Annotated in this window: 21 protein-coding genes and 4 tRNA genes; 16 read left to right on the forward strand and 9 right to left on the reverse strand. The window is 61.7% G+C overall.

The window, feature by feature from the left end; genetic code table 11:
* Positions 1 to 12: 12 nt before the first annotated feature.
* From ACZ9IU_RS09735 to ACZ9IU_RS09750, 4 genes are all read left to right on the forward strand, one after another.
* Complete coding sequence (locus ACZ9IU_RS09735) at positions 13 to 1,797, forward strand: gamma-glutamyltransferase family protein (RefSeq protein ID WP_038542463.1); 1,785 nt, start codon at positions 13 to 15, stop codon at positions 1,795 to 1,797.
* A 3-nt stretch (positions 1,798 to 1,800) separates the two neighbouring features.
* A complete protein-coding gene (locus ACZ9IU_RS09740; protein ID WP_038542465.1) occupies positions 1,801 to 2,565 on the forward strand; it encodes a DUF1028 domain-containing protein in 765 nt (254 codons plus the stop codon).
* 26 nt (positions 2,566 to 2,591) lie between these two features.
* Positions 2,592 to 4,403, forward strand: a complete 1,812-nt coding sequence (locus ACZ9IU_RS09745) for an ABC transporter ATP-binding protein (protein ID WP_038549108.1) — start codon at positions 2,592 to 2,594, stop codon at positions 4,401 to 4,403.
* Between the two features lie 136 nt (positions 4,404 to 4,539).
* The gene (locus tag ACZ9IU_RS09750) at positions 4,540 to 4,992 is read left to right on the forward strand and encodes a hypothetical protein (RefSeq protein WP_051899695.1); all 453 of its coding nucleotides are present in this window, start codon (positions 4,540 to 4,542) and stop codon (positions 4,990 to 4,992) included.
* Here ACZ9IU_RS09750 and radC read toward each other — a convergent pair.
* Together radC and map are read right to left on the reverse strand one after the other, a co-directional pair.
* Positions 4,985 to 5,788 (reverse strand): RadC family protein, encoded by an 804-nt coding sequence (gene radC, locus ACZ9IU_RS09755; protein WP_038542467.1) that lies wholly within the window; start codon positions 5,786 to 5,788, stop codon positions 4,985 to 4,987. The genes ACZ9IU_RS09750 and radC overlap by 8 nt on opposite strands.
* 3 nt (positions 5,789 to 5,791) lie before the next feature.
* Complete coding sequence (gene map, locus ACZ9IU_RS09760; protein WP_038542469.1) at positions 5,792 to 6,628, reverse strand: type I methionyl aminopeptidase; 837 nt, start codon at positions 6,626 to 6,628, stop codon at positions 5,792 to 5,794.
* Between the two features lie 175 nt (positions 6,629 to 6,803).
* Between map and ACZ9IU_RS09765 the strand changes: the two genes are divergently transcribed.
* A complete protein-coding gene (locus ACZ9IU_RS09765; RefSeq protein WP_038542472.1) occupies positions 6,804 to 7,052 on the forward strand; it encodes a type II toxin-antitoxin system Phd/YefM family antitoxin in 249 nt (82 codons plus the stop codon).
* A complete protein-coding gene (locus tag ACZ9IU_RS09770) occupies positions 7,042 to 7,323 on the forward strand; it encodes a type II toxin-antitoxin system RelE family toxin (RefSeq protein ID WP_038542473.1) in 282 nt (93 codons plus the stop codon). The genes ACZ9IU_RS09765 and ACZ9IU_RS09770 overlap by 11 nt, the downstream gene beginning before the upstream one ends.
* Here ACZ9IU_RS09770 and sfsA read toward each other — a convergent pair.
* Together sfsA and ACZ9IU_RS09780 are read right to left on the reverse strand one after the other, a co-directional pair.
* Positions 7,299 to 8,027, reverse strand: coding sequence for a DNA/RNA nuclease SfsA (gene sfsA / locus ACZ9IU_RS09775; RefSeq protein ID WP_038542475.1), 729 nt, complete (start codon positions 8,025 to 8,027; stop codon positions 7,299 to 7,301). The genes ACZ9IU_RS09770 and sfsA overlap by 25 nt on opposite strands.
* A gap of 11 nt (positions 8,028 to 8,038) precedes the next feature.
* Positions 8,039 to 9,898, reverse strand: a complete 1,860-nt coding sequence (locus ACZ9IU_RS09780) for a PHA/PHB synthase family protein (protein WP_038542478.1) — start codon at positions 9,896 to 9,898, stop codon at positions 8,039 to 8,041.
* Positions 9,899 to 10,021: 123 nt separating this feature from the next.
* On the opposite strand from ACZ9IU_RS09780, the gene ACZ9IU_RS09785 reads away from it, so the two are divergent.
* The 5 genes from ACZ9IU_RS09785 (at position 10,022) to recJ (ending at position 15,522) form a co-directional block, all read left to right on the forward strand.
* Positions 10,022 to 10,423 (forward strand): hypothetical protein, encoded by a 402-nt coding sequence (locus ACZ9IU_RS09785; RefSeq protein WP_038542480.1) that lies wholly within the window; start codon positions 10,022 to 10,024, stop codon positions 10,421 to 10,423.
* 162 nt (positions 10,424 to 10,585) lie between these two features.
* The gene (locus ACZ9IU_RS09790; protein WP_038542482.1) at positions 10,586 to 11,803 is read left to right on the forward strand and encodes an LL-diaminopimelate aminotransferase; all 1,218 of its coding nucleotides are present in this window, start codon (positions 10,586 to 10,588) and stop codon (positions 11,801 to 11,803) included.
* 63 nt (positions 11,804 to 11,866) lie between these two features.
* Positions 11,867 to 13,189: a homoserine dehydrogenase gene (locus tag ACZ9IU_RS09795; protein WP_038542484.1), complete on the forward strand. Its 1,323-nt coding sequence runs from the start codon at positions 11,867 to 11,869 to the stop codon at positions 13,187 to 13,189.
* A gap of 205 nt (positions 13,190 to 13,394) precedes the next feature.
* Entirely contained in the window at positions 13,395 to 13,601 is a 207-nt protein-coding gene (locus tag ACZ9IU_RS09800; RefSeq protein ID WP_157885115.1) for a hypothetical protein, read from the forward strand.
* A gap of 88 nt (positions 13,602 to 13,689) precedes the next feature.
* Positions 13,690 to 15,522, forward strand: coding sequence for a single-stranded-DNA-specific exonuclease RecJ (gene recJ / locus ACZ9IU_RS09805; RefSeq protein ID WP_038542488.1), 1,833 nt, complete (start codon positions 13,690 to 13,692; stop codon positions 15,520 to 15,522).
* 49 nt (positions 15,523 to 15,571) lie between these two features.
* Here recJ and ACZ9IU_RS09810 read toward each other — a convergent pair.
* The 4 genes from ACZ9IU_RS09810 to gloA form a co-directional block, all read right to left on the reverse strand.
* Positions 15,572 to 15,646: transfer RNA gene (locus ACZ9IU_RS09810), tRNA-Glu, on the reverse strand.
* A 159-nt stretch (positions 15,647 to 15,805) separates the two neighbouring features.
* Positions 15,806 to 15,880, reverse strand: a tRNA-Glu gene (locus ACZ9IU_RS09815).
* 121 nt (positions 15,881 to 16,001) lie between these two features.
* Positions 16,002 to 16,505 carry a hypothetical protein gene (locus tag ACZ9IU_RS09820; protein WP_038542490.1) on the reverse strand — a complete coding sequence of 168 codons (504 nt, stop codon included), beginning with the start codon at positions 16,503 to 16,505 and terminating at the stop codon, positions 16,002 to 16,004.
* Positions 16,506 to 16,725: 220 nt separating this feature from the next.
* Positions 16,726 to 17,166, reverse strand: coding sequence for a lactoylglutathione lyase (gloA, locus tag ACZ9IU_RS09825; RefSeq protein ID WP_038542492.1), 441 nt, complete (start codon positions 17,164 to 17,166; stop codon positions 16,726 to 16,728).
* Positions 17,167 to 17,390: 224 nt separating this feature from the next.
* Here gloA and ACZ9IU_RS09830 point away from each other — a divergent pair, with 224 nt between their 5' ends.
* From ACZ9IU_RS09830 to ACZ9IU_RS09850, 5 genes are all read left to right on the forward strand, one after another.
* Entirely contained in the window at positions 17,391 to 17,969 is a 579-nt protein-coding gene (locus ACZ9IU_RS09830) for a cold-shock protein (protein ID WP_037084473.1), read from the forward strand.
* The gene (locus ACZ9IU_RS09835; RefSeq protein WP_038542494.1) at positions 17,969 to 18,448 is read left to right on the forward strand and encodes a DUF192 domain-containing protein; all 480 of its coding nucleotides are present in this window, start codon (positions 17,969 to 17,971) and stop codon (positions 18,446 to 18,448) included. The genes ACZ9IU_RS09830 and ACZ9IU_RS09835 overlap by 1 nt, the downstream gene beginning before the upstream one ends.
* Positions 18,449 to 18,538: 90 nt before the next feature.
* A tRNA-Pro gene (locus ACZ9IU_RS09840) sits at positions 18,539 to 18,615 on the forward strand.
* A 51-nt stretch (positions 18,616 to 18,666) separates the two neighbouring features.
* Positions 18,667 to 18,972: an ETC complex I subunit gene (locus ACZ9IU_RS09845; protein ID WP_038542496.1), complete on the forward strand. Its 306-nt coding sequence runs from the start codon at positions 18,667 to 18,669 to the stop codon at positions 18,970 to 18,972.
* Positions 18,973 to 19,017: 45 nt separating this feature from the next.
* Positions 19,018 to 19,094 (forward strand) — tRNA-Arg (locus ACZ9IU_RS09850).
* A gap of 177 nt (positions 19,095 to 19,271) precedes the next feature.
* Here ACZ9IU_RS09850 and ACZ9IU_RS09855 read toward each other — a convergent pair.
* Positions 19,272 to 19,826, reverse strand: a complete 555-nt coding sequence (locus tag ACZ9IU_RS09855) for a Swt1 family HEPN domain-containing protein (protein ID WP_197569344.1) — start codon at positions 19,824 to 19,826, stop codon at positions 19,272 to 19,274.
* Between the last annotated feature and the right edge of the window lie 7 nt (positions 19,827 to 19,833).

A 19,833-nucleotide genomic window follows, 5' to 3' on the forward strand; every position in this document is an offset into this window, starting at 1 on the left:
GGACCTATACCCATGACTGAATTCACCACACGGCCGGAAATCCTCGGCACGTTCGGGGTCGTCACCTCGACCCACTGGATCGCTTCGGCCGTCGGCATGGCGATCCTCGAAAAGGGCGGCAATGCCTTCGATGCGGCCGTTGCAACCGGCTTCGTGCTGCAGATCGTCGAGCCGCATCTCTGCGGCCCGGGCGGCGACATGCCAGCCGTCTTCTATTCGAAGAAAAAGGACAAGGTCGAAGTCATCTGCGCCCAGGGGCCGGCGCCGGCTGACGCCACCATCGAGCATTACGCGTCGGAAGGCCTGAAGCTGATCCCCGGCGACGGCCTGCTCGCGACCGTCATCCCCGGCGCCTTCGACGGCTGGATGCTGATGCTGCGCGACTACGGCACGATGAGCGTCCGCGACGTGCTCGAGCCGGCGATCTATTACGCCGAGCACGGCCACCCGATGCTTGCCCGCGTTTCCGCCACCATCAAGGGGCTGGCGAGCTTCTTCGAGACCGAGTGGCCGACATCCTACGCTACCTGGCTTCCGGGCGGCGTGGCTCCCGAAGCGCAGAGCAACTTCAAAAACCCGGTGCTTGCCGAGACCTGGAAGCGTCTCATCGCCGAGGCTGAAGCCAAGACCGGCCGCGAAAACCAGATCGAGGCCGCTCGGGACGCTTTCTATCGCGGCTTTGTCGCCGAGGCGATCGACCGTTATGTCTCGACGGCCGAAGTCATGGATGCGAGCGGCGCCCGCCACAAGGGCGTGCTGACCGCCGACGATATGGCCAACTGGCGGGCGACCGTCGAGGCGCCGCAGACCTATGACTATCACGACTGGACCGTCGCCAAGACGCCGGCCTGGGGGCAGGGGCCTGTGCTTCTGCAGTCGCTGGCGCTGCTGAAGGGCTTTGACCTCTCGGCGATGGATCCGGCCGGACCGGATTTCGTGCATATTGTCGTCGAGGCCATGAAGCTCGCCTTCGCCGACCGCGAAGTTTATTACGGCGACCCGGATTTCGCGCAGATCCCGACCGAATACCTGCTGTCGGAAGGCTACAATGCCGAGCGCCGCAAGCTGATCGGCAAGGAAGCCTCGCTGGAGCTGCGGCCAGGCCGCGTGCCCGGCTACGACCACCAGTTTGACCTCACCATGGGCATGCTGGCGGAAGTGAGCGGCAAGGGCGCGGTCTACGAGCCGACCATGTCGCATCTCACGGAGAAGCGCGGCGACACGGTCCATATCGACGTCATCGACCGCTGGGGCAACATGGTCTCGACCACGCCGTCGGGCGGCTGGCTGCAGTCCTCGCCGATCGTGCCGGGCCTCGGTTTTGCCCTGAACTCCCGCGCCCAGATGTTCTGGCTGAAACCCGGCCTGCCGACCTCGCTGGAACCGGGAAAACGTCCGCGCACGACGCTCACTCCGTCGCTGGCCCTGCATGAGGGCCGTCCGACTTTGGTGTTCGGCACGCCCGGAGGCGACCAGCAGGATCAATGGCAGTTGCCGTTCTTCCTGCGATACGTCCACCACAAGCCGAACCTGCAGGCGGCGATCGACATGCCGCTGTTCCACACCACGCATTTTCCCGGCTCCTTCTATCCGCGCACCAGCCAGCCGGGACACATCATGGTGGAGAGCAATATCGGTACCGACGTGCTCGCCGAGTTGCGCGGCCGCGGCCACCAGATCACCGTTGCCGATCCCTGGAGCGTCGGCCGGCTGACCGCCGCACGCCGCGACGCGGACGGATTGTTGCGGGCAGCTGCAACGCCGCGCTTGATGCAGGCTTACGCGGTCGGGAGATAAGCCATGACCTGGTCGATCGTCGCACGCGACCCCGCGACGGGTCATTTCGGCATCGCCGTCGCCAGCCGCTTCTTCGCGGTCGGCGCCGCAGTGCCGCATATCAAGGGCAGGGTAGGCGCCGTTGCCACCCAGGCCTTCGTCAGTCCGCTCTACGGCACGGACGGACTGAAGCTGCTGGAAGAAGGCAAGAGCCCGCAGGAGATCGTCGAGGTGCTGACGGCGCGCGATGACGGCCGGCGCCAGCGCCAGTTCCACCTGATTGACGCCAACGGCCGCAACGCCGCCTATACCGGCGAGATCTGCGTCGACTGGGCCGGCCATCTGGTCGACGACAACGTCTCCGTTGCCGGCAACATGCTGGCGGGGCCGCAGGTGATCGCCGAGACGCTTAGGGTCTACAGGCAAAAGGCGGACGGAGGCGCGCCGCTCGCCGAGCGCCTGCTGGCCGCCATGGATGCAGGCGAGGCCGCCGGCGGCGACAAGCGCGGCAAGCAGTCTGCCGCCATGGTTCTCTATCGCGACCAGGATTATCCCTGGCTGCGCATCAATGCCGACGATCACGCCGATCCGCTCGGCGAACTGCGCCGGCTCTATTCGGTGGCGCAGGAACGGTTCCTGCATGTCGCCGAAACCATGCCGACCCGCGAAAACCCGCACGGCATGATCGACCGCCGGGTCATCGACCAGAAGATCGCCGAGCTGGAAGCGGTCCGCGAGGCGGAAGGCCGCGCCTCGGCCTCCTTTGCCACCTCGTGGAAGCCCCAATGACGGAAGCCCTGAAGACGGAAGCCCCAATGACCGAGACACCTGTTCTTTCCGTCAGGAACCTGACGACATCCTTCCTCGTCGACGGCGAATGGAAAAGCGTCGTCCGCGACGTCTCCTTCGACGTGCATCCGGGCGAGACGGTCGCGATCGTCGGGGAAAGCGGCTCCGGCAAGAGCGTCACTTCGCTGTCGATCATGCGGCTGCTTGCGGCCAACACGAGCAGGATCGAGGGCAGCATCCTGCTCTCCGGCCGGGATCTCCTGTCGATCTCCGAAAAGGAGATGCGGGGCGTGCGCGGCAACGACGTCTCGATGATTTTCCAGGAGCCGATGACTTCGCTCAATCCGATCTTCACGATCGGGCGGCAGATCTCGGAAGTGCTGACGCGCCACAAGGGACTGTCGAAATCGCAGGCGCGCGCCGAAACCGTGCGGCTGCTCGAAAAGGTCCGCATTCCGAACGCCGGCGCCCGGTTCGACGATTATCCCCACCAGTTCTCCGGCGGCATGCGCCAGCGCGTGATGATCGCGATGGCACTGGCCTCGAAACCGAGGCTGCTGATCGCCGACGAACCGACTACCGCGCTCGATGTCACCATCCAGGGACAGATCCTCGATCTCATCAAGGTGCTGCAGGAGGAGGAGGGCATGTCGGTGCTCTTCATCACCCATGACATGGGTGTGGTCGCCGAGATCGCCGACCGCACCATCGTCATGTATCGCGGCGAGGCTGTCGAAAGCGGTCCGACCGAGGAGATTTTTCACCGCGGCAAGCACCCGTATACGCGGGCGCTGCTCTCCGCCGTGCCGCGGCTCGGCTCGATGCAGGACCGCAAATGGCCGACCCGCTTCCCGGTCGTCGACATCGCTACCGGCGAGACTGCCGAGCCCAAGGAAGTCGCCGGCACGGTCGATACCCGAAAAACCCCGGTATTGGCGGTGAAGAACCTCGTTACCCGCTTCGCCGTCCGCTCCGGCCTCTTTGCGACGCAGACGGGTTCCGTCCACGCGGTCGAGAACATTTCCTTCGATCTCTTCCAGGGCGAGACCTTGTCGCTGGTCGGTGAATCGGGCTGCGGCAAGTCGACGACCGGCCGCTCGATCATGCGGCTGATCGAGCCCACCAGCGGCGACGTGGCGCTCGACGGCTACGATGTCCTGCGCCTCGATCAGACGGGGCTGCGCGACATGCGCAAGACCATCCAGATGATCTTCCAGGATCCGTTCTCGTCGCTCAACCCGCGCATGACGGTCGGCGCTGCGATTTCCGAACCCTTCGTCAAGCATAAGCTCGGCAATACGAAGGACGCCAAGGAAAAGACCGCTGACCTGCTCCGCAAAGTGGGCCTTTCGCCGGACATGGCGGGGCGCTATCCGCACGAGTTTTCAGGTGGCCAGCGCCAGCGCATCGCCATTGCCCGTGCCCTGTCGCTCGATCCGAAGGTGATCGTCGCCGACGAAAGCGTCTCGGCGCTCGACGTCTCGATCAAGGCACAGGTCTGCAACCTGCTCCTCGACCTGCAGGAGAGCCTCAATCTCGCCTTCCTGTTCATCAGCCACGACATGGCGGTGGTCGAGCGTGTCAGCCATCGGGTGGCGGTCATGTATCTCGGCGAAATCGTCGAGATCGGCCCGCGCGCGGCGGTGTTCGACAATCCTCAGCATCCCTATACGAAAAAGCTGATGGCCGCCGTTCCGGTGCCGGACCCGGCCCGCCGCGGCATCCGTCGTGGCATTTCCAATGACGAATTGAAGAGCCCGGTCCGTCCGGTGGGTTTCCAGCCGCCGGCCCGCCAGTACCGCGAGGTTTCCGAAGGCCACATGGTGCAGGTGGGGTGATCAACTCGGCCGGATTGTAACTGCAGACGGGCGAGTTTAAGATTTATCTCGCCGTATCGTTAAGATTGTAGATAGATGGAAATCGACTTTTGGTTGCTTGCCTGTTTTAATACTCGAATAGCGCGGGGATGCTTAAATGGGCTTGTATGATCTGCTGCATATCGAACCTGAAGGCGGAATTACTAAAGTGAGCCAGGCCTTGGACCCTAAAGAGCCGGAACTGGCCTTGGCGTATGCCCAGAATTTTTGGGATTCTGGCAACCAAATCGTCGTTCTTGTTTTCGCCGTTGCTTTTGGTTTTTTTTTGGCGATAGCTCAATCGCTGGATCTGAGAGCGCTTGCGGCTACACATAAAACCAAGCTGGTATGGCTTGCAGTCTTTGGAAATGCTGCCTTGGCATTCCTCCTTTTCCGTCTTTACGTGCACGAGCATCGTATCGTTAGTACGTTGACTGGAAACCGGACGCTGATTGATGGGATAGATTCCGCCTTTGAAATGCGCCTGATACTATTACTTGTGAACTTGGGAATTTATCTTTGGATTATGCTCTTTGTCGTGAAAAGCAACGCCATCAATAGCTCTAAATAAGCCTCAGCCCCTTCAGGCTGACATGGCCGTCCTTGCCGATGATGATGTGGTCGTGCACCGTGATACCCAAGGGTTTCGCGGTGTCGACGATCGTCTTGGTCATGTCGATATCGGCACGGGAAGGAATGGGGTCGCCGCTCGGATGGTTGTGCACGAGAATGATCGCGGTGGCTGACAGTTCGAGCGCCCGGCGCACGACTTCGCGCGGATAGACCGGCGTATGGTCGACGGTGCCATGGCCCTGCACCTCGTCGGCGATCAGCGCATTCCGCTTGTCGAGAAAGAGGATGCGGAACTGTTCGCGGGGTTCGTAAGCCATGACCGCATGGCAATAGTCGATCACCGAAGACCAGGACGACAGGACCTGCTTGCCGCGCAGTTCGCTTTTCAGCATCCGCTGCCCGACGGTCGCAACGAGCTTCAGGTCGAGCGCCACCGCCTCGCCGACGCCCTTGATCTCCTGCAGCAATCCGAGCGGCGCGCCGAGAACTCCGGCAAGCGTTCCAAAGCGGGCGATCAGCGCCTTGGCAAGCGGTTTCGTATCGCGGCGCGGGATCGACCGGAACAGCAGCAGTTCGAGGATCTCGTAGTCCGCCAGCCCGGTATCGCCATGTTCGCGATACTTGGCTTTGAGACGTTCGCGGTGGCCATGGTAATGCGCCGCCGGCTCGTCGTCCTCCGCAAGTGCCGGCTTCTTGATGGCCTTTGGTTTTGTCAGCTGTTCGGCGAAAAAGCCGCGCTCGTCCTCGACGAAGGACGCCTGTTCGTCCGGCGGAGGAGCGGAGCGGTTGGCCATCCGTTACCTCGAAAGCGGCGGTAGGCCGGGCCGGTCGAAGCCCCCCGGCGAGAGGGTGAAAATCTCGCAGCCGGTGGCGGTGACGCCGATCGCGTGTTCGTATTGCGCCGACAGCGACCGGTCGCGGGTAACCGCAGTCCAGCCGTCGGAAAGCACCTTCACATGCGGCTTGCCGAGATTGATCATCGGCTCGATGGTGAAGATCATCCCTTCCTTCATTTCCGGACCTTCGTCGGCGCGGCCGTAATGGAGGATGTTCGGCGAGTCGTGGAAAAGCCGGCCGACGCCATGGCCGCAGAAATCGCGCACCACCGAGCAGCGTTCCGCTTCCGCATAGGTCTGGATCGCTTCTCCGATCGCCCCGGTGCGGGCGCCGGGACGGACTGCCTCGATGCCGCGCATCAGGCATTCGTAGGTGACTTCGAGCAGGCGCTCGGAGGCGCGCTTGATTTGGCCCACCGGATACATGCGGCTCGAATCCCCGTGCCAGCCGTCGAGGATATAGGTGACGTCGATATTGACGATATCGCCTTCCCGCAAAGGCTTGTCATCCGGAATGCCGTGGCAGACGACGTGATTGATCGAGGTGCAGGAGGATTTCGTGTAACCGCGATAATTCAGCGTCGCCGGCAACGCACCATGGTCCATGCCGAATTCGAAAACGAAGCGATCGATGGCATTGGTGGTGACGCCGGGCTGCACGATCGCCGCCAGCTCGTCGAGGCAGCGCGCCGTCAGCAGGCAGGCCTTGCGCATGCCGGCAAAGTCGTCCGCGGTATAGAGCCGGATCGCGCCCGTGTTTTTAAGGGGGGCGGAAACCGCCTCGATATAGTTGACCATGGTTCTTCTCTCGCAATCTCTCCGTTCATAAAGCAGCCGGCCCCGGTTCGTCCATGGCGATCGGAGATTTCAGCGCTTTTCTTCCCGACAATCCGAACGAGTAGATTTGAAACGAGCCTTTTAAAGTGCTTCTTATGGGTCTATACAAGGTGCGAATTGGAGCATTGGAGCCACCATGGTCAGCATCGTCCTCGCCGAAGTTACCGCCAGCGTTTCCGAGCTGAAGCGCAATCCCATGGGTACCGTCGCAGCAGGAGACGGAGCTCCTGTCGCCATCCTCAATCGCAATGAGCCCGCCTTCTACTGCGTGCCTGCAAAGGCTTATGAAGCGATGATGGACCGGTTGGAAGACCTTGAGCTCAATGCGCTTGCCGACAGCCGGGCAGGCGAGACCGTCATCAAGGTAACGCTGGATGAGCTGTGAGCTCGCGTTTCTGGATGTTGCGCTGAAGGAATGGCGCAAACTCGACTCGAATATCCGCGAGCAGTTCAAGAAGAAATTGGCCGAACGCCTCGAAAATCCGCGCGTCGCTGCCGCCCAGCTTCATGGATCCAAGAACCGTTACAAGATTAAGCTGCGGTCCATCGGCTATCGCCTCGTCTATGAAGTTCGCGATACGCAACTGATCGTCTTGGTAGTCGCCGTCGGCAGACGGGATCGAGATGCGGTCTACAAAGCGGCCGAAAAACGATAGCCGAGATCTTCGATCGGGATCAGCCCCGACGGCGCGATTTCCTCCGGCGAAACGTGGCAATCGACGGCATAGGCCTCAACGCCGCGGGACTTGGCGCGCTCGAAGGCGAGCGCATAGAATGGGTCGAGATCTCCGCAGATACGGAAACGCGAACAGTCGTGCCGCTGGATGAGATAAATCATCACCGCCCGGTGACCGGCCTCCGCCATGTCGCCCAGCTCTTCCAGGTGTTTGGCACCGCGCTTGGTAACGGTGTCGGGGAATTCCGCCAGCCCCGGCTCACGGCAGAAGTGGACGTTCTTGACCTCCACATAGGCATTCGGCAGATCGCTGCCCAGAAGCAGGAAGTCGATGCGCGAATTGCGGCCGTAGCGCTGTTCACGCAGGATCGTCTCGTAACTGGCAAGGCTCGGAATCAGCCCGGCGTGGATCGCTTCTTCGGTGAGCCGGTTTGGCAGGCCGGTATTGATGCCGACGCGCTCGCCGTCCACCTCGACCATCTCGAACATGTGCCGGTATTTGCGGGTGGGGCTGTCGTGCAGCGACACCCAGATCTTCGAGCCTGGCGTCGTCAGCCCTCGCATCGAGCCGGTATTGGGGCAGGAGCCGGTAAACGGCGTGCCGTCCTCCAGCGCGGCGTCGAACAGGAAGCGCTTGTAGCGTTGCAGGAGTGTCGCAGGCACGAGCGGCGGATCAAAACGCATCGGGATTAGGATCAGACGCGTTCGAGCACGTAGGTGCCGGGCGCATCGGCAATCGCATTGAGCGCCTTGCCGCCGGGCTTGCGGGCCGGCACGCGCTCGTCGTCCTTTGCCTCGACCCAGGCGTGCCAGTGCGGCCACCAGGAGCCCTTGTTTTCCTCGGCGCCCGTCAGCCAGTCTTCGTACTGGCCTTCGGCCTTGCCGCCGGTCCAGTACTGGTATTTCTGCTTGTCGGGCGGGTTGACGACGCCGGCGATATGGCCCGAACCAGTCAGCACGAAATCCACTGGTCCGCCGAACAGCGAGGAGCCGAGGAAGACCGATTTCGGCGGCGCGATATGGTCTTCCCGGGTGGCGAGATTGTAGACCGGGATCTTGATGTCCTTGAGCGAGATCGTCTTGCCGGCGAGCTTCATCTCGCCCTTGCTGAGCGTGTTGTCGAGATAGCAGTTGCGCAGGTAATAGGCGTGGTTGGCAGCCGCCATCCGTGTGCTGTCGGAATTCCAGTAGAGCAGGTCGAAGGGCATCGGTTCCTTGCCCTTGAGGTAGTTGCTGACGACGTAGGGCCAGATCAGTTCCGAGGCGCGCAGCATGTTGAAGGCGGTGGCCATCTTCGAACCGTCGAGATAGCCGACCGCATTCATCTGCTTTTCCATCGCCGCGATCTGTTCCTCGTCGACGAACACCTTGAGATCGCCCGCATGGGTGAAATCCACCTGGGTGGTGAGGAAGGTCGCCGATGCGATGCGGCTGTTCTTCTTCTGGGCGTGATAGGCAAGCGTTGCCGCGAGTAGCGTTCCGCCGACGCAATAACCGATCGCATTGACCTGGCGTTCGCCGGTAGCCTTCTCGACCGTGGTCAGCGCGAAGTCGATCCCTTCGCGCATGTAGGATTCCCAGTCCTTCTTCGCATGGCGTTCATCGGGATTGACCCAGGAGATCACGAATACCGTGTGGCCCTGGTCGACGCACCACTTGATGAAGCTCTTCTGCGGGTTGAGGTCGAGGATATAGAACTTGTTGATCCACGGCGGGCAGATGAGGAGAGGGCGCTTCAGCACCGTTTCCGTCGATGGTTCGTACTGGATGACCTCGCAGACTTCGCTCTGGGCGATCACCTTGCCCGGCGTCAGCGCCATGTTGCGGCCGATCGCGAATTTGGTCGCGTCGGTATGGCGCAGCCTGAGGTCCCCGCCGCCGGCCGCGATGTCCTCGGCGAACATCTTCATGCCCGCCACTAGGTTGGCGCCATTGCTGGCGACGGTCTCGCGATACACTTCCGGATTGGTGAGAGCGAAATTGGCCGGCGAAAGGGCGGCCGTCACCTGCTTCACATAGAAGGCGGCCTTGTGCCGGGTGTGCTCGTCAAGCCCTTCGGCTTCGTTGACCAGCTTGTCGGCCCAGGAAGCGGTGACGAGGTAAAGCTGCCGGAGGAGGGCGAAGAAAGGGTTCTTCATCCAGTCATCGTCGGCGAAACGTTTGTCTTTCGGCAGGGTGTCGGCTTCGGGGGCGACTGGCTGGCCGGAGAATTGGCCCGAAAACTGATTGAGAGTGCGTGTCCAGATGCCGATATAGCTGGAGAACAGCAGGGTCTGCGCCTCGAGCGTCCGCTTCGGATCCGAAATCCAGTATTCCGTGACCTTGGAAAGGGTCTTCACGAGGTCTGTCACCGGGTCCGCGACCGAATCGCCGACCTCGCCGCGTTCGCGGGGGCCGAGCCATTCCGATGCCGCCTTGCCCAGGTTTTCGAGCGCCCTGGCGAAGTTCATGGCGAGCGCCTGCGGGTCCTTGACCACATAGGCCTCGACCGATTTGGGGTCGAATCCCGGAAATTCCTGTCCGGCCCGCCCGTTATCCTCGGTCTTTTCCGCCACGCACGGCCTCCCCACAGTTTGTTAGTTGTTTTCGTTTGTACATTGTGCCTGAAAGCGAATACAAGTGCCAGCGATCGGCGCCTTCAGGTGCATTTGGCCGATGACGGAAACTGGGTTACGGAAATGGAAAAACTGAGGCATCGGGTCGGCAGCTTACCGCTTTTCATCGGTCTTGGCGCGCTCTCTCTGCTGGCCGGCTGCAACAGCAGCACTTTTGCTCTGGATGACGGTATTCCGAACACCGCACCGCCGGCCGTCGTCGTCCAAAGCAAGAACGCGCCGCCACCCGGTCCGGTCACCAAGCAGAACACCGGCGTCTATCCGAGCTTCGATCCGACGCTGCGCGCTGCGGCCGAGCAGATCGAGGACGAGGATTACAACAAGAGCGAGCCGCGCCTTGCATCGCTCGCCCGCCTGCGCAGATCCGGTTCGATCTCCGAAGCCGAATATCAGCGCCGGGTCGCCGAATACCGCAAGCTTGCCGCTGAGCACGGCAAGGACGCATTGGCGCATATCGCCAAGTAGCCCATATCGCCAAGTCGTCCGGGCAAACCAAGTCATCCGGGCCAGCCGATATCGGCAATTAGCACTTGCGTTTCGGCGCTTTTGGTCGCAAAGCAAAAAATCGCCAATCATGCGACACCGGCGCGTCGCGTCTGACGCTGCGCGCCTTCCACGGGGAGAAAGATGGAAGAGTTTCATAAAGTCCGACGCCTGCCGCCATACGTCTTCGAACAGGTTAACCGTTTGAAGGCCAGCGCGCGAGCGGGTGGCGCGGACATTATCGATCTCGGCATGGGCAATCCCGACCTTCCGACCCCGAAGGCGATCGTCGACAAGCTGTGCGAAGTGGTCCAGGACCCGCGCACCCACCGTTATTCGTCATCCAAGGGTATTCCCGGCCTTCGCCGTGCCCAGGCTGCCTATTATGCCCGCCGTTTCGGCGTGAAGCTCAACCCGGATACCCAGGTCGTTGCGACGCTTGGCTCCAAGGAAGGCTTCGCCAATATGGCGCAGGCGATCACAGCACCGGGCGACGTCATCCTCTGCCCCAACCCGACCTATCCGATCCACGCCTTCGGTTTCCTGATGGCCGGCGGCGTGATCCGCTCGATGTCGGTCGAGCCGGATGACAGCTTCTTTCCGCCGCTCGAACGCGCGGTAAAACATTCGATCCCGAAGCCGCTGGCGCTGATCCTCAACTATCCGTCCAATCCGACGGCGCATGTCGCTTCGCTGGACTTCTATAAGGAGGTGGTGAGCTTTGCGAAGAAGCACGACATCATCGTGCTGTCGGACCTTGCCTATTCGGAGATCTATTTCGACGGCGAACCGCCACCGTCCGTGCTGCAGGTGCCCGGCGCGATGGATATCGCCGTCGAGTTCACGTCGATGTCGAAGACCTTCTCCATGCCCGGCTGGCGCATCGGCTTTGCGGTCGGCAACGAGCGTCTGATCTCGGCGCTGACCCGCGTCAAATCGTATCTCGATTACGGCGCCTTCACGCCGATCCAGGTCGCGGCGACCCATGCCCTCAACGGCGACGGTTCCGACATCGCCGAAGTCCGCAATGTCTACAAGCGCCGCCGCGACGTGATGGTCGACTCTTTCGGCAAGGCCGGTTTCGAAGTGCCGCCGCCGGCAGCCACCATGTTCGCCTGGGCAAAGATCCCGGAAAAGTTCCGCCACCTCGGCAGCCTCGAATTCTCCAAGCTGCTGGTCGAGAAGGCGGACGTCGCGGTCGCGCCGGGCATCGGCTTCGGCGAGATGGGCGACGATTACGTTCGTCTGGCGCTGGTCGAGAACGAACACCGCATCCGTCAGGCGGCCCGCAACATCAAGAAGTTCCTGTCGACGGCCGACGAGACGATGCACAACGTCATCTCGCTCAACACACGCCGTTGATCGGACCAGCATTTCCGGCGGCCCGCGTGGGCCGCCACCTCCCAGGCAATCAGGAAGAATAGCATGGCAGATGCCCTCAAAGTCGGCATTGCGGGTCTCGGCACTGTGGGTGCCTCGCTCGTCCGGATCATCCAGACCCGCGCGAATGAATTGGCAACGACGTGCGGCCGTGCGATCGAGATCACGGCAGTGACGGCACGCGACAGGTCGCGCGACCGCGGCATCGATATTTCCGGCATTGCCTGGTTCGACACGCCGGAAAAAATGGCCAACGAGGCCGATATCGACGTCTTCGTGGAACTGATGGGTGGTGCTTCGGGTGCCGCCGCCGATTCCGTGCGGGCGGCGCTGACCCGTGGTCTCCATGTGGTGACGGCCAACAAAGCGCTGCTTGCCGCGTCCGGTGTCGAGCTTGCCAAGATCGCCGAAGAGAAAAGCGTCCTTCTCAATTTCGAAGCAGCCGTCGCCGGCGGCATTCCGGTCATCAAGGCGCTTCGCGAGTCCCTGACCGGCAATACCGTGTCGCGCGTCTACGGCATCATGAACGGCACCTGCAACTACATCCTGACCCGGATGGAGAAGGAAGGCTTGTCGTTTGCCGATTGCCTCAAGGAAGCGCAGCGCCTCGGTTACGCCGAGGCCGACCCGGCCTTCGATATCGAGGGCAACGATACGGCTCACAAGCTTGCTATCCTGACGACGCTCGCCTTCGGCACTCAGATCGCCGCCGACGAGATCTATCTCGAGGGCATCAGCAATATCTCGATCGAGGACATCCACGCGGCAGCCGATCTCGGCTACCGCATCAAGCTGCTCGGCGTTGCCCAATTGACCGACAGCGGTATCGAGCAGCGCGTTCATCCGACCATGGTGCCGCATGACTCGGTCATCGCCCAGGTCGACGGCGTGACGAATGCGGTGGCGATCGAATCCGATATTCTCGGCGAACTGCTGATGGTTGGCCCCGGCGCCGGTGGCAACGCGACCGCGTCCGCCGTCCTCGGCGATATCGCCGACATCGCCAAGAGCAGCCCCGGCGCCCAGCGCGTTCCGGTGCTCGGCACTCCGGCCGCCTCGCTTGCGCCCTACAAGCGCGCCCGCATGCAGAGCCATGAGGGCGGCTATTTCATCCGCCTGACGGTCGCCGACCGCACCGGCGTCTTTGCCAGTATCGCCGCCCGTATGGCGGAGAACGGCATCTCGCTGGAATCGATCATGCAGCGATCCAAGCCGGATGCGGCGACCGACACGCCGAAGACGATCATCCTCGTCACCCACGCGACCACCGAGGATTCGGTCCGCAAGGCGGTCGATGCCATCAAGGCCGAGAGCTATCTCGTCGGCGAGCCCCAGGTGATTCGCATCGAGCGGCCCAAGGCTTTTTAAGAAAGCGGATCGCTTCGAAAAGCCGGCGCTGCTGTTTCCTGTGGGTAACGCCGGAACTTTTCGAGAACATCTTCGAAAACAAGGGCCGCAAAGGCTCTCGGACTGGCCGCTCGGAGGCCTCTGGACGTAAATTGCCAATGGCAATCACCGTCGAGGAGGCACTTGCGCGATCGCCATGAATACGCGGGCCGTGAAGACGCGAAACTTGAACACGCGGAACAAGGGATACCGGCTGCGGCTCGGTGGAGCCTGCCCCAAGCCACATGGCTCGCCGCCCACCCATCGCATCCACGCCAACGATCAGCCGGGCGGAGACGAGTTTGCAGGACGGCGCAGTTTCGCTTTCCTGCTGGTGTTCTTCGCCGCCGCGGCCGGTATCAGCGGCTCGGCATTCATCTGGTCGATGCTGTGATCGGCCGGTTACCGAAAGATGGCCCGATCCGCCCGGTGATCCCGTCAAATCGATTCCTCTTGCTCTCGCGATACGTTAGAAGCGCTCCATGACCAGAATTTTCTCCGCGCTTTCGTCCACGGCGGAAACGGTTGATCCCGTCCCGCGCGCATTTCTCGGCGTCGAACGCTCCGCGGGCGACCAGCGCTGGGTGTCGCGCCTCGATCAGGCGGCCCAAAACCGGGCGCTGGCGATCGCCCAGATCCACGGCATACCCGATCTCGTCGCCCGGGTGCTCGCTGGCCGCGGCGTTACGCTCGACGATGCTCCCGCCTTCCTCGACCCGACCATCCGCTCGCTGATGCCTGATCCTTACACGCTCACCGATTGCGAAAAGGCGGTGCTGAGGCTCGCCGCCGCGATCGCCCGGCAGGAGAAGGTGGCGATCTTCGGCGATTACGACGTCGACGGCGCATCCTCTTCGGCCTTGCTTTATCGGTTCCTCCGCCATTTCGGCGTCGAGGCGGAAATCTATATTCCTGACCGCATCTTCGAAGGCTACGGCCCCAACCCGACGGCGATCCGCCAGTTGATCGCCAACGGCGCCAGCCTCATCGTTACCGTCGATTGTGGCTCCACCAGCCATGACGCGCTTGCCGCGGCGCGTGACGAGGGCTGCGACGTCGTGGTCATCGACCACCACCAGCTCGGCCACGAGCTGCCGCCATGCCTGGCGCTCGTCAACCCGAACCGCGAGGACGACCTCTCCGGCCAGGGCCATCTCTGCGCCGCCGGCGTTGTCTTCCTGGTACTGGTCGCCGCTGCGCGCCACATGCGGCAGATCGGCGATCCGCGCGCCGGATCGCTCGATCTGCTCGCCTGGCTCGACATCGTCGCGCTGGCGACCGTCTGCGACGTGGTGCCGCTGAAGGGCCTCAATCGCGCCTACGTGGTCAAGGGCCTGCTTGCGGCGCGCCACATGGGCAATGCCGGGCTTTCGGCGCTGTTCCGCAAGGCAGGCCTTGGCGGCCCGGTGACGCCCTATCATTTCGGCTTCCTGATCGGCCCGCGCATCAATGCCGGCGGACGCATCGGCGATGCGGCACTCGGCAGCCGACTGCTGACGCTGGAAGACCCGATCGAAGCCGAGGTGATCGCCGCTCGGCTGGACGAACTCAACCGTGAGCGCCAAGCCATGGAAGCCGCCATGCTTGCCGAGGCGGAAGCCGAAGTGCTGGCCGAATACGGCAACGGCGAGGGAGCAAACGTCATCGTCACGGCGCGTGACAAATGGCATCCCGGCATCGTCGGGCTGATCGCGGCGCGGCTGAAGGAGAAATTCAAGCGCCCGGCTTTTGCGATCGCTTTCGATCCGTCTGGCAGGGGCACCGGGTCCGGCCGTTCGATCAACGGCTTCGACATGGGCCGGATGGTCCGCGCTGCTGTGGACTCAGGTTTGCTCGTCAAGGGTGGCGGCCATGCCATGGCGGCGGGGTTGACGGTCGAGCGCAGCAATCTCGGCCGCCTGCGTGCCTTCTTCGAGGAAATGGCGGGCGAGGGCGTGCCGGCGTTGGTCGCCAATCACGTGCTGAAGATCGACGGCGCGCTTTCCGCCTCCGGCGCGACGCTCGAACTTTTCGACCAGCTCGAACAGGCCGGGCCCTATGGTTCCGGCCATTCGCAGCCCATTTTCGCGATCCCCGCCCACCGGCTGAAGGATGCCCGCCTCGTCGGGACCGCGCATATCAAGGTGACGCTGGAGGCGGCCGACGGTTCGCGCCTCGAAGGCATCGCCTTCCGGGCCGCCGAAACGCCGCTTGGCAATATGCTACTGAATTCCCGGGGCGCGCAGATCCATGCCGCCGGCTGCCTCAGCGCCGACCAATGGCAGGGCACGCGCCGCATGCAGCTCCGCCTGCTCGACGCCGTGAAGGCGCCGTAAGAGGCGGGTCTATTTGGGGAATGGATTCCGCTTTTGCGGAGAGAGGAAGTGGCACGCCCTAGGGGAGTCGAACCCCTCTTCCCAGAATGAAAATCTGGTGTCCTAACCGATAGACGAAGGGCGCGTGCGCTTCGTGGTGGCGCCCTTATAGTCAGGGCGTTTCTATCCCGCAAGCGCAAAATTGCGTTTTCAAGCACTTGCGAACGCAAAAAATAGCGCCGCCGCCAAACGACGTGCGACAGCTGGATATGGAAATGAAAACAAAAGCTTGGGGAGAAAGGAGTGGCACGCCCTAGGGGAGTCGAACCCCTCTTCCCAGAATGAAAATCTGGTGTCCTAACCGATAGACGAAGGGCGCCTGCGCTTCGTGGCGCTCTTATAGAGAGGGGATTTCTTTCCCGCAAGCGCCAAAGCCATCTTTTTTACAAAAAAATGACGGCCTTTTTGCTACGGCCTACTCACGCGAAAAATGCGCTGAATCAGCAGCTTAAAGGATTGCCCTGGGCGTCGGCCCCGCAGGCTGCGGCGCGCGTGGCCTGCGGCGTACTGTAGACACTGGCGGTGGTGGCGTTGAAATTCCGCCTCGGCAGGTTGGCCGGAACCGGACCATCGCCGGATGGTGCGGCAACGGCCAGCGGCGGGTTTGATGAAAAGATCGTGCCGCTATCGGCGCGCACGCCGGTCGGCTGCGTCGCAAGGCCGGCGATCGAGGTCTGCTGAGGCTGTGCAGGCGCCGGCGGGAACGTATTTTCCGCAGTGGGCACGGCAGACGCCGCCGGTGTCTGGGCCTGCTGCGCCGAGCCCTTGGCAATCGCCGGATCGACATAACGGCTAGCGGCGGTGGTGCCGCCCTTGGCAAGGATGCCCTTGGCGCTCGCCGGTACCGTGGTGCGCGGCGCGGGCGTCGTGGCGTCAGCCGTCTTTTTCGTGGTGGTGCAGCCGCCAAGCATCAACGCAGAAAGGCAGGCGATCGCCAGCGTCATGCGGACATTCGAACAAAGGAAAGGCGTTTTCGGCAAGATGTGCCCCGTCAGCTCGTCTCGCGCACGTCATGTCGCGAATCATCATCTTGAGAACATCTCGCGGAAGCGCGGCATGGGCAAGCCGGCCGGGGCAGGCGGGTCGTGACGAGGTTAGCCTGGGGCAAGGTTGGGGGAAGGAACGCGGCGGTTGCATAAAAAGAAGCCGCCGCGTTGAAAAATCCTACCAGCTGCCGATATTCGGTGCAGAAGCCCAGGGTTCGGCGACAGGCAGGTTGTCGCCTTTCTGAAGGAGTTCGATCGAAATGCCGTCCGGCGAGCGGATAAAAGCCATCCGGCCTTCGCGCGGCGGACGATTGATGATGATGCCGTTGTCCGAAAGATGCTGGCAGAAATCGTAGATGTTATCGACCTCATAGGCGAGGTGACCGAAGTTGCGACCGCCGGTATAATCCTCGGTGTCCCAATTGTAGGTCAGCTCGACGCAGGGAGCGAGAACGTCCTTGGCGTCGCTGAGATCGTCGGGGGCCGCAAGAAAGACCAGCGTGAAGCGGCCCTTCTCGTTGTCGCTGCGACGAACTTCCTTGAGGCCGAAGACCGTCGTGTAGAAATGAAGCGAGGCGTCCAGGTCTTTCACCCGGACCATGGTATGAAGATAACGCATTATGGTGTCTCCCTCCGACAAGGCCAATCGCCGATGAACCCCTTATGTGGGTGCGCGTTGGATATGGCGCAGACGCCAGCCTCGAGCAAGCCACTCTAGATAGAGATGAAGGTGGATAAAGCCAAGGCAGGGACTTGCGTTAAATGGTTAGCAAGATGTTAATCTATCCTCTGAGAATCAGTTGATCGTCACGTCGTAACGCGTAATCGAGGGGCCGACAGGATATGGCAGACAGAATGTCATCGAAAGACGTTGGCAGTTTCGAAGAGCTTCCGGGCGAGCCGGTCGAGCTGATCGAAATCACCGGCGTCGTCAAATGGTTCGATGTGGCGAAGGGGTTCGGCTTCATCGTTCCCGACAACGGCATGCAGGATGTGCTTCTGCACGTCACCTGCCTTCGTCGAGACGGATACCAGACCATTCTGGAAGGCACGCGCATCGTCGCGATGATCCAGAAGCGGGATCGCGGCTACCAGGCGTTCCGCATCCTCTCCATGGATCAGTCCACCGCCGTCCACCCGTCGGATCTTCCACCGGTGCGCACCCACGTGCAGGTGACTGCGACCAGCGGTCTGGAACGGGCTCTGGTGAAGTGGTTCAACCGCACCAAGGGTTTCGGCTTCCTGACGCGCGGCGAGGGGACGGAAGACATCTTCGTGCATATGGAAACGCTGCGCCGCTTCGGCCTCACCGAGCTGCGTCCGGGCCAGGTCGTGCTGGTCCGTTTCGGGCCGGGTGACAAGGGCCTGATGGCGGCGGAAATCCATCCCGACAATCCCAATCCCGTGAGCCGGTCGCACTGATGCGTATCTCGTTTCCAGCATTTCTCAAAAGCGCCCTTGCGGCGCTTTTTCTTATCTTGGCAGGCGGTGCGGTTGCGCAGGACGTGACCTTCCCGCGCGACGAGCTGTCGATCAAGACCGCGGCCGGCCAGACCTACAAGTTCACGATCGAGCTCGCTTTCACCGACGCGCAGCGCGAGCGCGGACTGATGTACCGCAAGGTGATGGCGCCGGATGCCGGCATGCTGTTCGATTTTGGCACGCCGCGGCCGGTCTCCATGTGGATGGAGAACACCATCCTTCCCCTCGACATGCTGTTCATCCAGGGCGATGGCACGATCTCGCATATCCGCGAGAACGCCGTGCCCTATGCGCGCGACATCATCGATTCGCACGGTCCGGTGAAATTCGTGCTGGAGCTCAATGCCGGCCGCTCGAAGGCGCTCGGGATCAAGGTGGGCGACAAGGTGATCAGCAAACGCATCGGCAATCAGTGGTAATTTTCAAACTCTTGGCTTCAGAATGGCCAAGGGTCCATTTTGCAGTTGCGACACAAGGGGGAACCGTGTATCTCGCAACCACCGTAGGAACGGAGTGTAGCGCAGCCTGGTAGCGCATCTGGTTTGGGACCAGAGGGTCGGGAGTTCGAATCTCTCCACTCCGACCATGCTTTTGGGTGAGGCTCCTTATCCGTTCCATTCCATGGAGCGTTACAGGAATGGCCGCCAAGATCTATCGTCCCGCAAAGACCGCCATGCAGTCCGGCAAGGCCAAGACCCATCTCTGGGTGCTGGAATTCGACCAGGAGCAGCCGCGCCGCATCGATCCGATCCTTGGCTACACCTCCTCCGGCGACATGAAACAGCAGCTTCGCCTGACCTTCGAAAGCCAGGAACAGGCCGAAGCCTATGCCAAGCGCGAAGGCATCGAATACCGCGTCATCCAGCCGAAGGATCCGAATCGCCAGATCGTTTCCTACACCGACAATTTCCGCTTCAGCCGCACCCAGCCCTGGACACATTGATTTTTTAGCCCGCTCGGGCTCTTCCCGAGCGCTGCTGCCGAGATCGGCCCCTTAGCTCAACTGGATAGAGCAGCTGCCTTCTAAGCAGCAGGTCGCAGGTTCGAGTCCTGCAGGGGTCGCCATTGGTATAGCCCGACTCATCCGTTGACTGAAACGACAATCCTTTGAGATTCGTCGACTCAACGGATGAGAATCGAACGGAAAGCGGCCTTCCTGATTGCGCGCTCACTTGGTTTGTCGCGATGGAGCGTCCAAGCCTGGGCCAAGCCCGCTTAACGCTGCCTCCCTAATCCGAGGGCCTACTTCTCCATCAATCTAAACCAGTCTCGGACCGTTAAGCGCAGCCTAAGCTCCTCGTCTTCAGCTAACGGGCAGCAGTGAGCAATTGGGTTTCGCAGCGCGTTGAGGCTGGCAAATACCTTCTCAACGGCTTTTTTGCTGTTGAATAGCGATCCAAACAGACCCCAATTCGAGGTGATAATGACCGACAGTTCGCCGAACGTAGTGTAGTCTAGCTCGTCCTGGGACCGGCGACTTACACCAGCGTCCAACTCCTTCTTCAGGCGGCTGGTTACCTCAAGTTGGATACTCTCAGGGACCTTTGTCTTCCACCAATTCAGGGACGTGTCTTCAGCCGTGAAAGTCTGGTCTACCAGCGTACGAATTGATCTCTCCAAGGAGTAGAAGACCTCATAATGGCGAGCCATCTTCGCACCCTCCGCCCGGACCGCAGCGTCCAACTGAGGATAGTATTCCTGTTCAACTATTTCAGTCTTCGCGGGGATGTGACCAAGTTGGATGTTGTAAGACCGCTCTATCTCAGCCAGGTCTTCCGCAATCATCTGGTTCGTCATTCCGAAC

This window comes from Mesorhizobium sp. USDA 4132 (assembly GCF_056279545.1).

What these genes read in the sequence shown, in the direction of transcription:
- recJ (WP_038542488.1), top strand. Translation starts at nt 13,690, where the DNA reads ATGACCAGAATTTTCTCCGCGCTTTCGTCCACGGCGGAAACGGTTGAT.
- ACZ9IU_RS09765 (WP_038542472.1), top strand. Translation starts at nt 6,804, where the DNA reads ATGGTCAGCATCGTCCTCGCCGAAGTTACCGCCAGCGTTTCCGAGCTG.
- ACZ9IU_RS09770 (WP_038542473.1), top strand. Translation starts at nt 7,042, where the DNA reads ATGAGCTGTGAGCTCGCGTTTCTGGATGTTGCGCTGAAGGAATGGCGC.
- ACZ9IU_RS09795 (WP_038542484.1), top strand. Translation starts at nt 11,867, where the DNA reads ATGGCAGATGCCCTCAAAGTCGGCATTGCGGGTCTCGGCACTGTGGGT.
- ACZ9IU_RS09785 (WP_038542480.1), top strand. Translation starts at nt 10,022, where the DNA reads ATGGAAAAACTGAGGCATCGGGTCGGCAGCTTACCGCTTTTCATCGGT.
- radC (WP_038542467.1), bottom strand. Translation starts at nt 5,788, where the DNA reads ATGGCCAACCGCTCCGCTCCTCCGCCGGACGAACAGGCGTCCTTCGTC.
- ACZ9IU_RS09790 (WP_038542482.1), top strand. Translation starts at nt 10,586, where the DNA reads ATGGAAGAGTTTCATAAAGTCCGACGCCTGCCGCCATACGTCTTCGAA.
- ACZ9IU_RS09750 (WP_051899695.1), top strand. Translation starts at nt 4,540, where the DNA reads ATGGGCTTGTATGATCTGCTGCATATCGAACCTGAAGGCGGAATTACT.
- ACZ9IU_RS09830 (WP_037084473.1), top strand. Translation starts at nt 17,391, where the DNA reads ATGGCAGACAGAATGTCATCGAAAGACGTTGGCAGTTTCGAAGAGCTT.
- ACZ9IU_RS09740 (WP_038542465.1), top strand. Translation starts at nt 1,801, where the DNA reads ATGACCTGGTCGATCGTCGCACGCGACCCCGCGACGGGTCATTTCGGC.
- map (WP_038542469.1), bottom strand. Translation starts at nt 6,628, where the DNA reads ATGGTCAACTATATCGAGGCGGTTTCCGCCCCCCTTAAAAACACGGGC.
- sfsA (WP_038542475.1), bottom strand. Translation starts at nt 8,027, where the DNA reads ATGCGTTTTGATCCGCCGCTCGTGCCTGCGACACTCCTGCAACGCTAC.
- ACZ9IU_RS09745 (WP_038549108.1), top strand. Translation starts at nt 2,592, where the DNA reads ATGACCGAGACACCTGTTCTTTCCGTCAGGAACCTGACGACATCCTTC.
- ACZ9IU_RS09845 (WP_038542496.1), top strand. Translation starts at nt 18,667, where the DNA reads ATGGCCGCCAAGATCTATCGTCCCGCAAAGACCGCCATGCAGTCCGGC.
- ACZ9IU_RS09855 (WP_197569344.1), bottom strand. Translation starts at nt 19,826, where the DNA reads ATGACGAACCAGATGATTGCGGAAGACCTGGCTGAGATAGAGCGGTCT.
- gloA (WP_038542492.1), bottom strand. Translation starts at nt 17,166, where the DNA reads ATGCGTTATCTTCATACCATGGTCCGGGTGAAAGACCTGGACGCCTCG.
- ACZ9IU_RS09835 (WP_038542494.1), top strand. Translation starts at nt 17,969, where the DNA reads ATGCGTATCTCGTTTCCAGCATTTCTCAAAAGCGCCCTTGCGGCGCTT.
- ACZ9IU_RS09820 (WP_038542490.1), bottom strand. Translation starts at nt 16,505, where the DNA reads ATGACGCTGGCGATCGCCTGCCTTTCTGCGTTGATGCTTGGCGGCTGC.
- ACZ9IU_RS09735 (WP_038542463.1), top strand. Translation starts at nt 13, where the DNA reads ATGACTGAATTCACCACACGGCCGGAAATCCTCGGCACGTTCGGGGTC.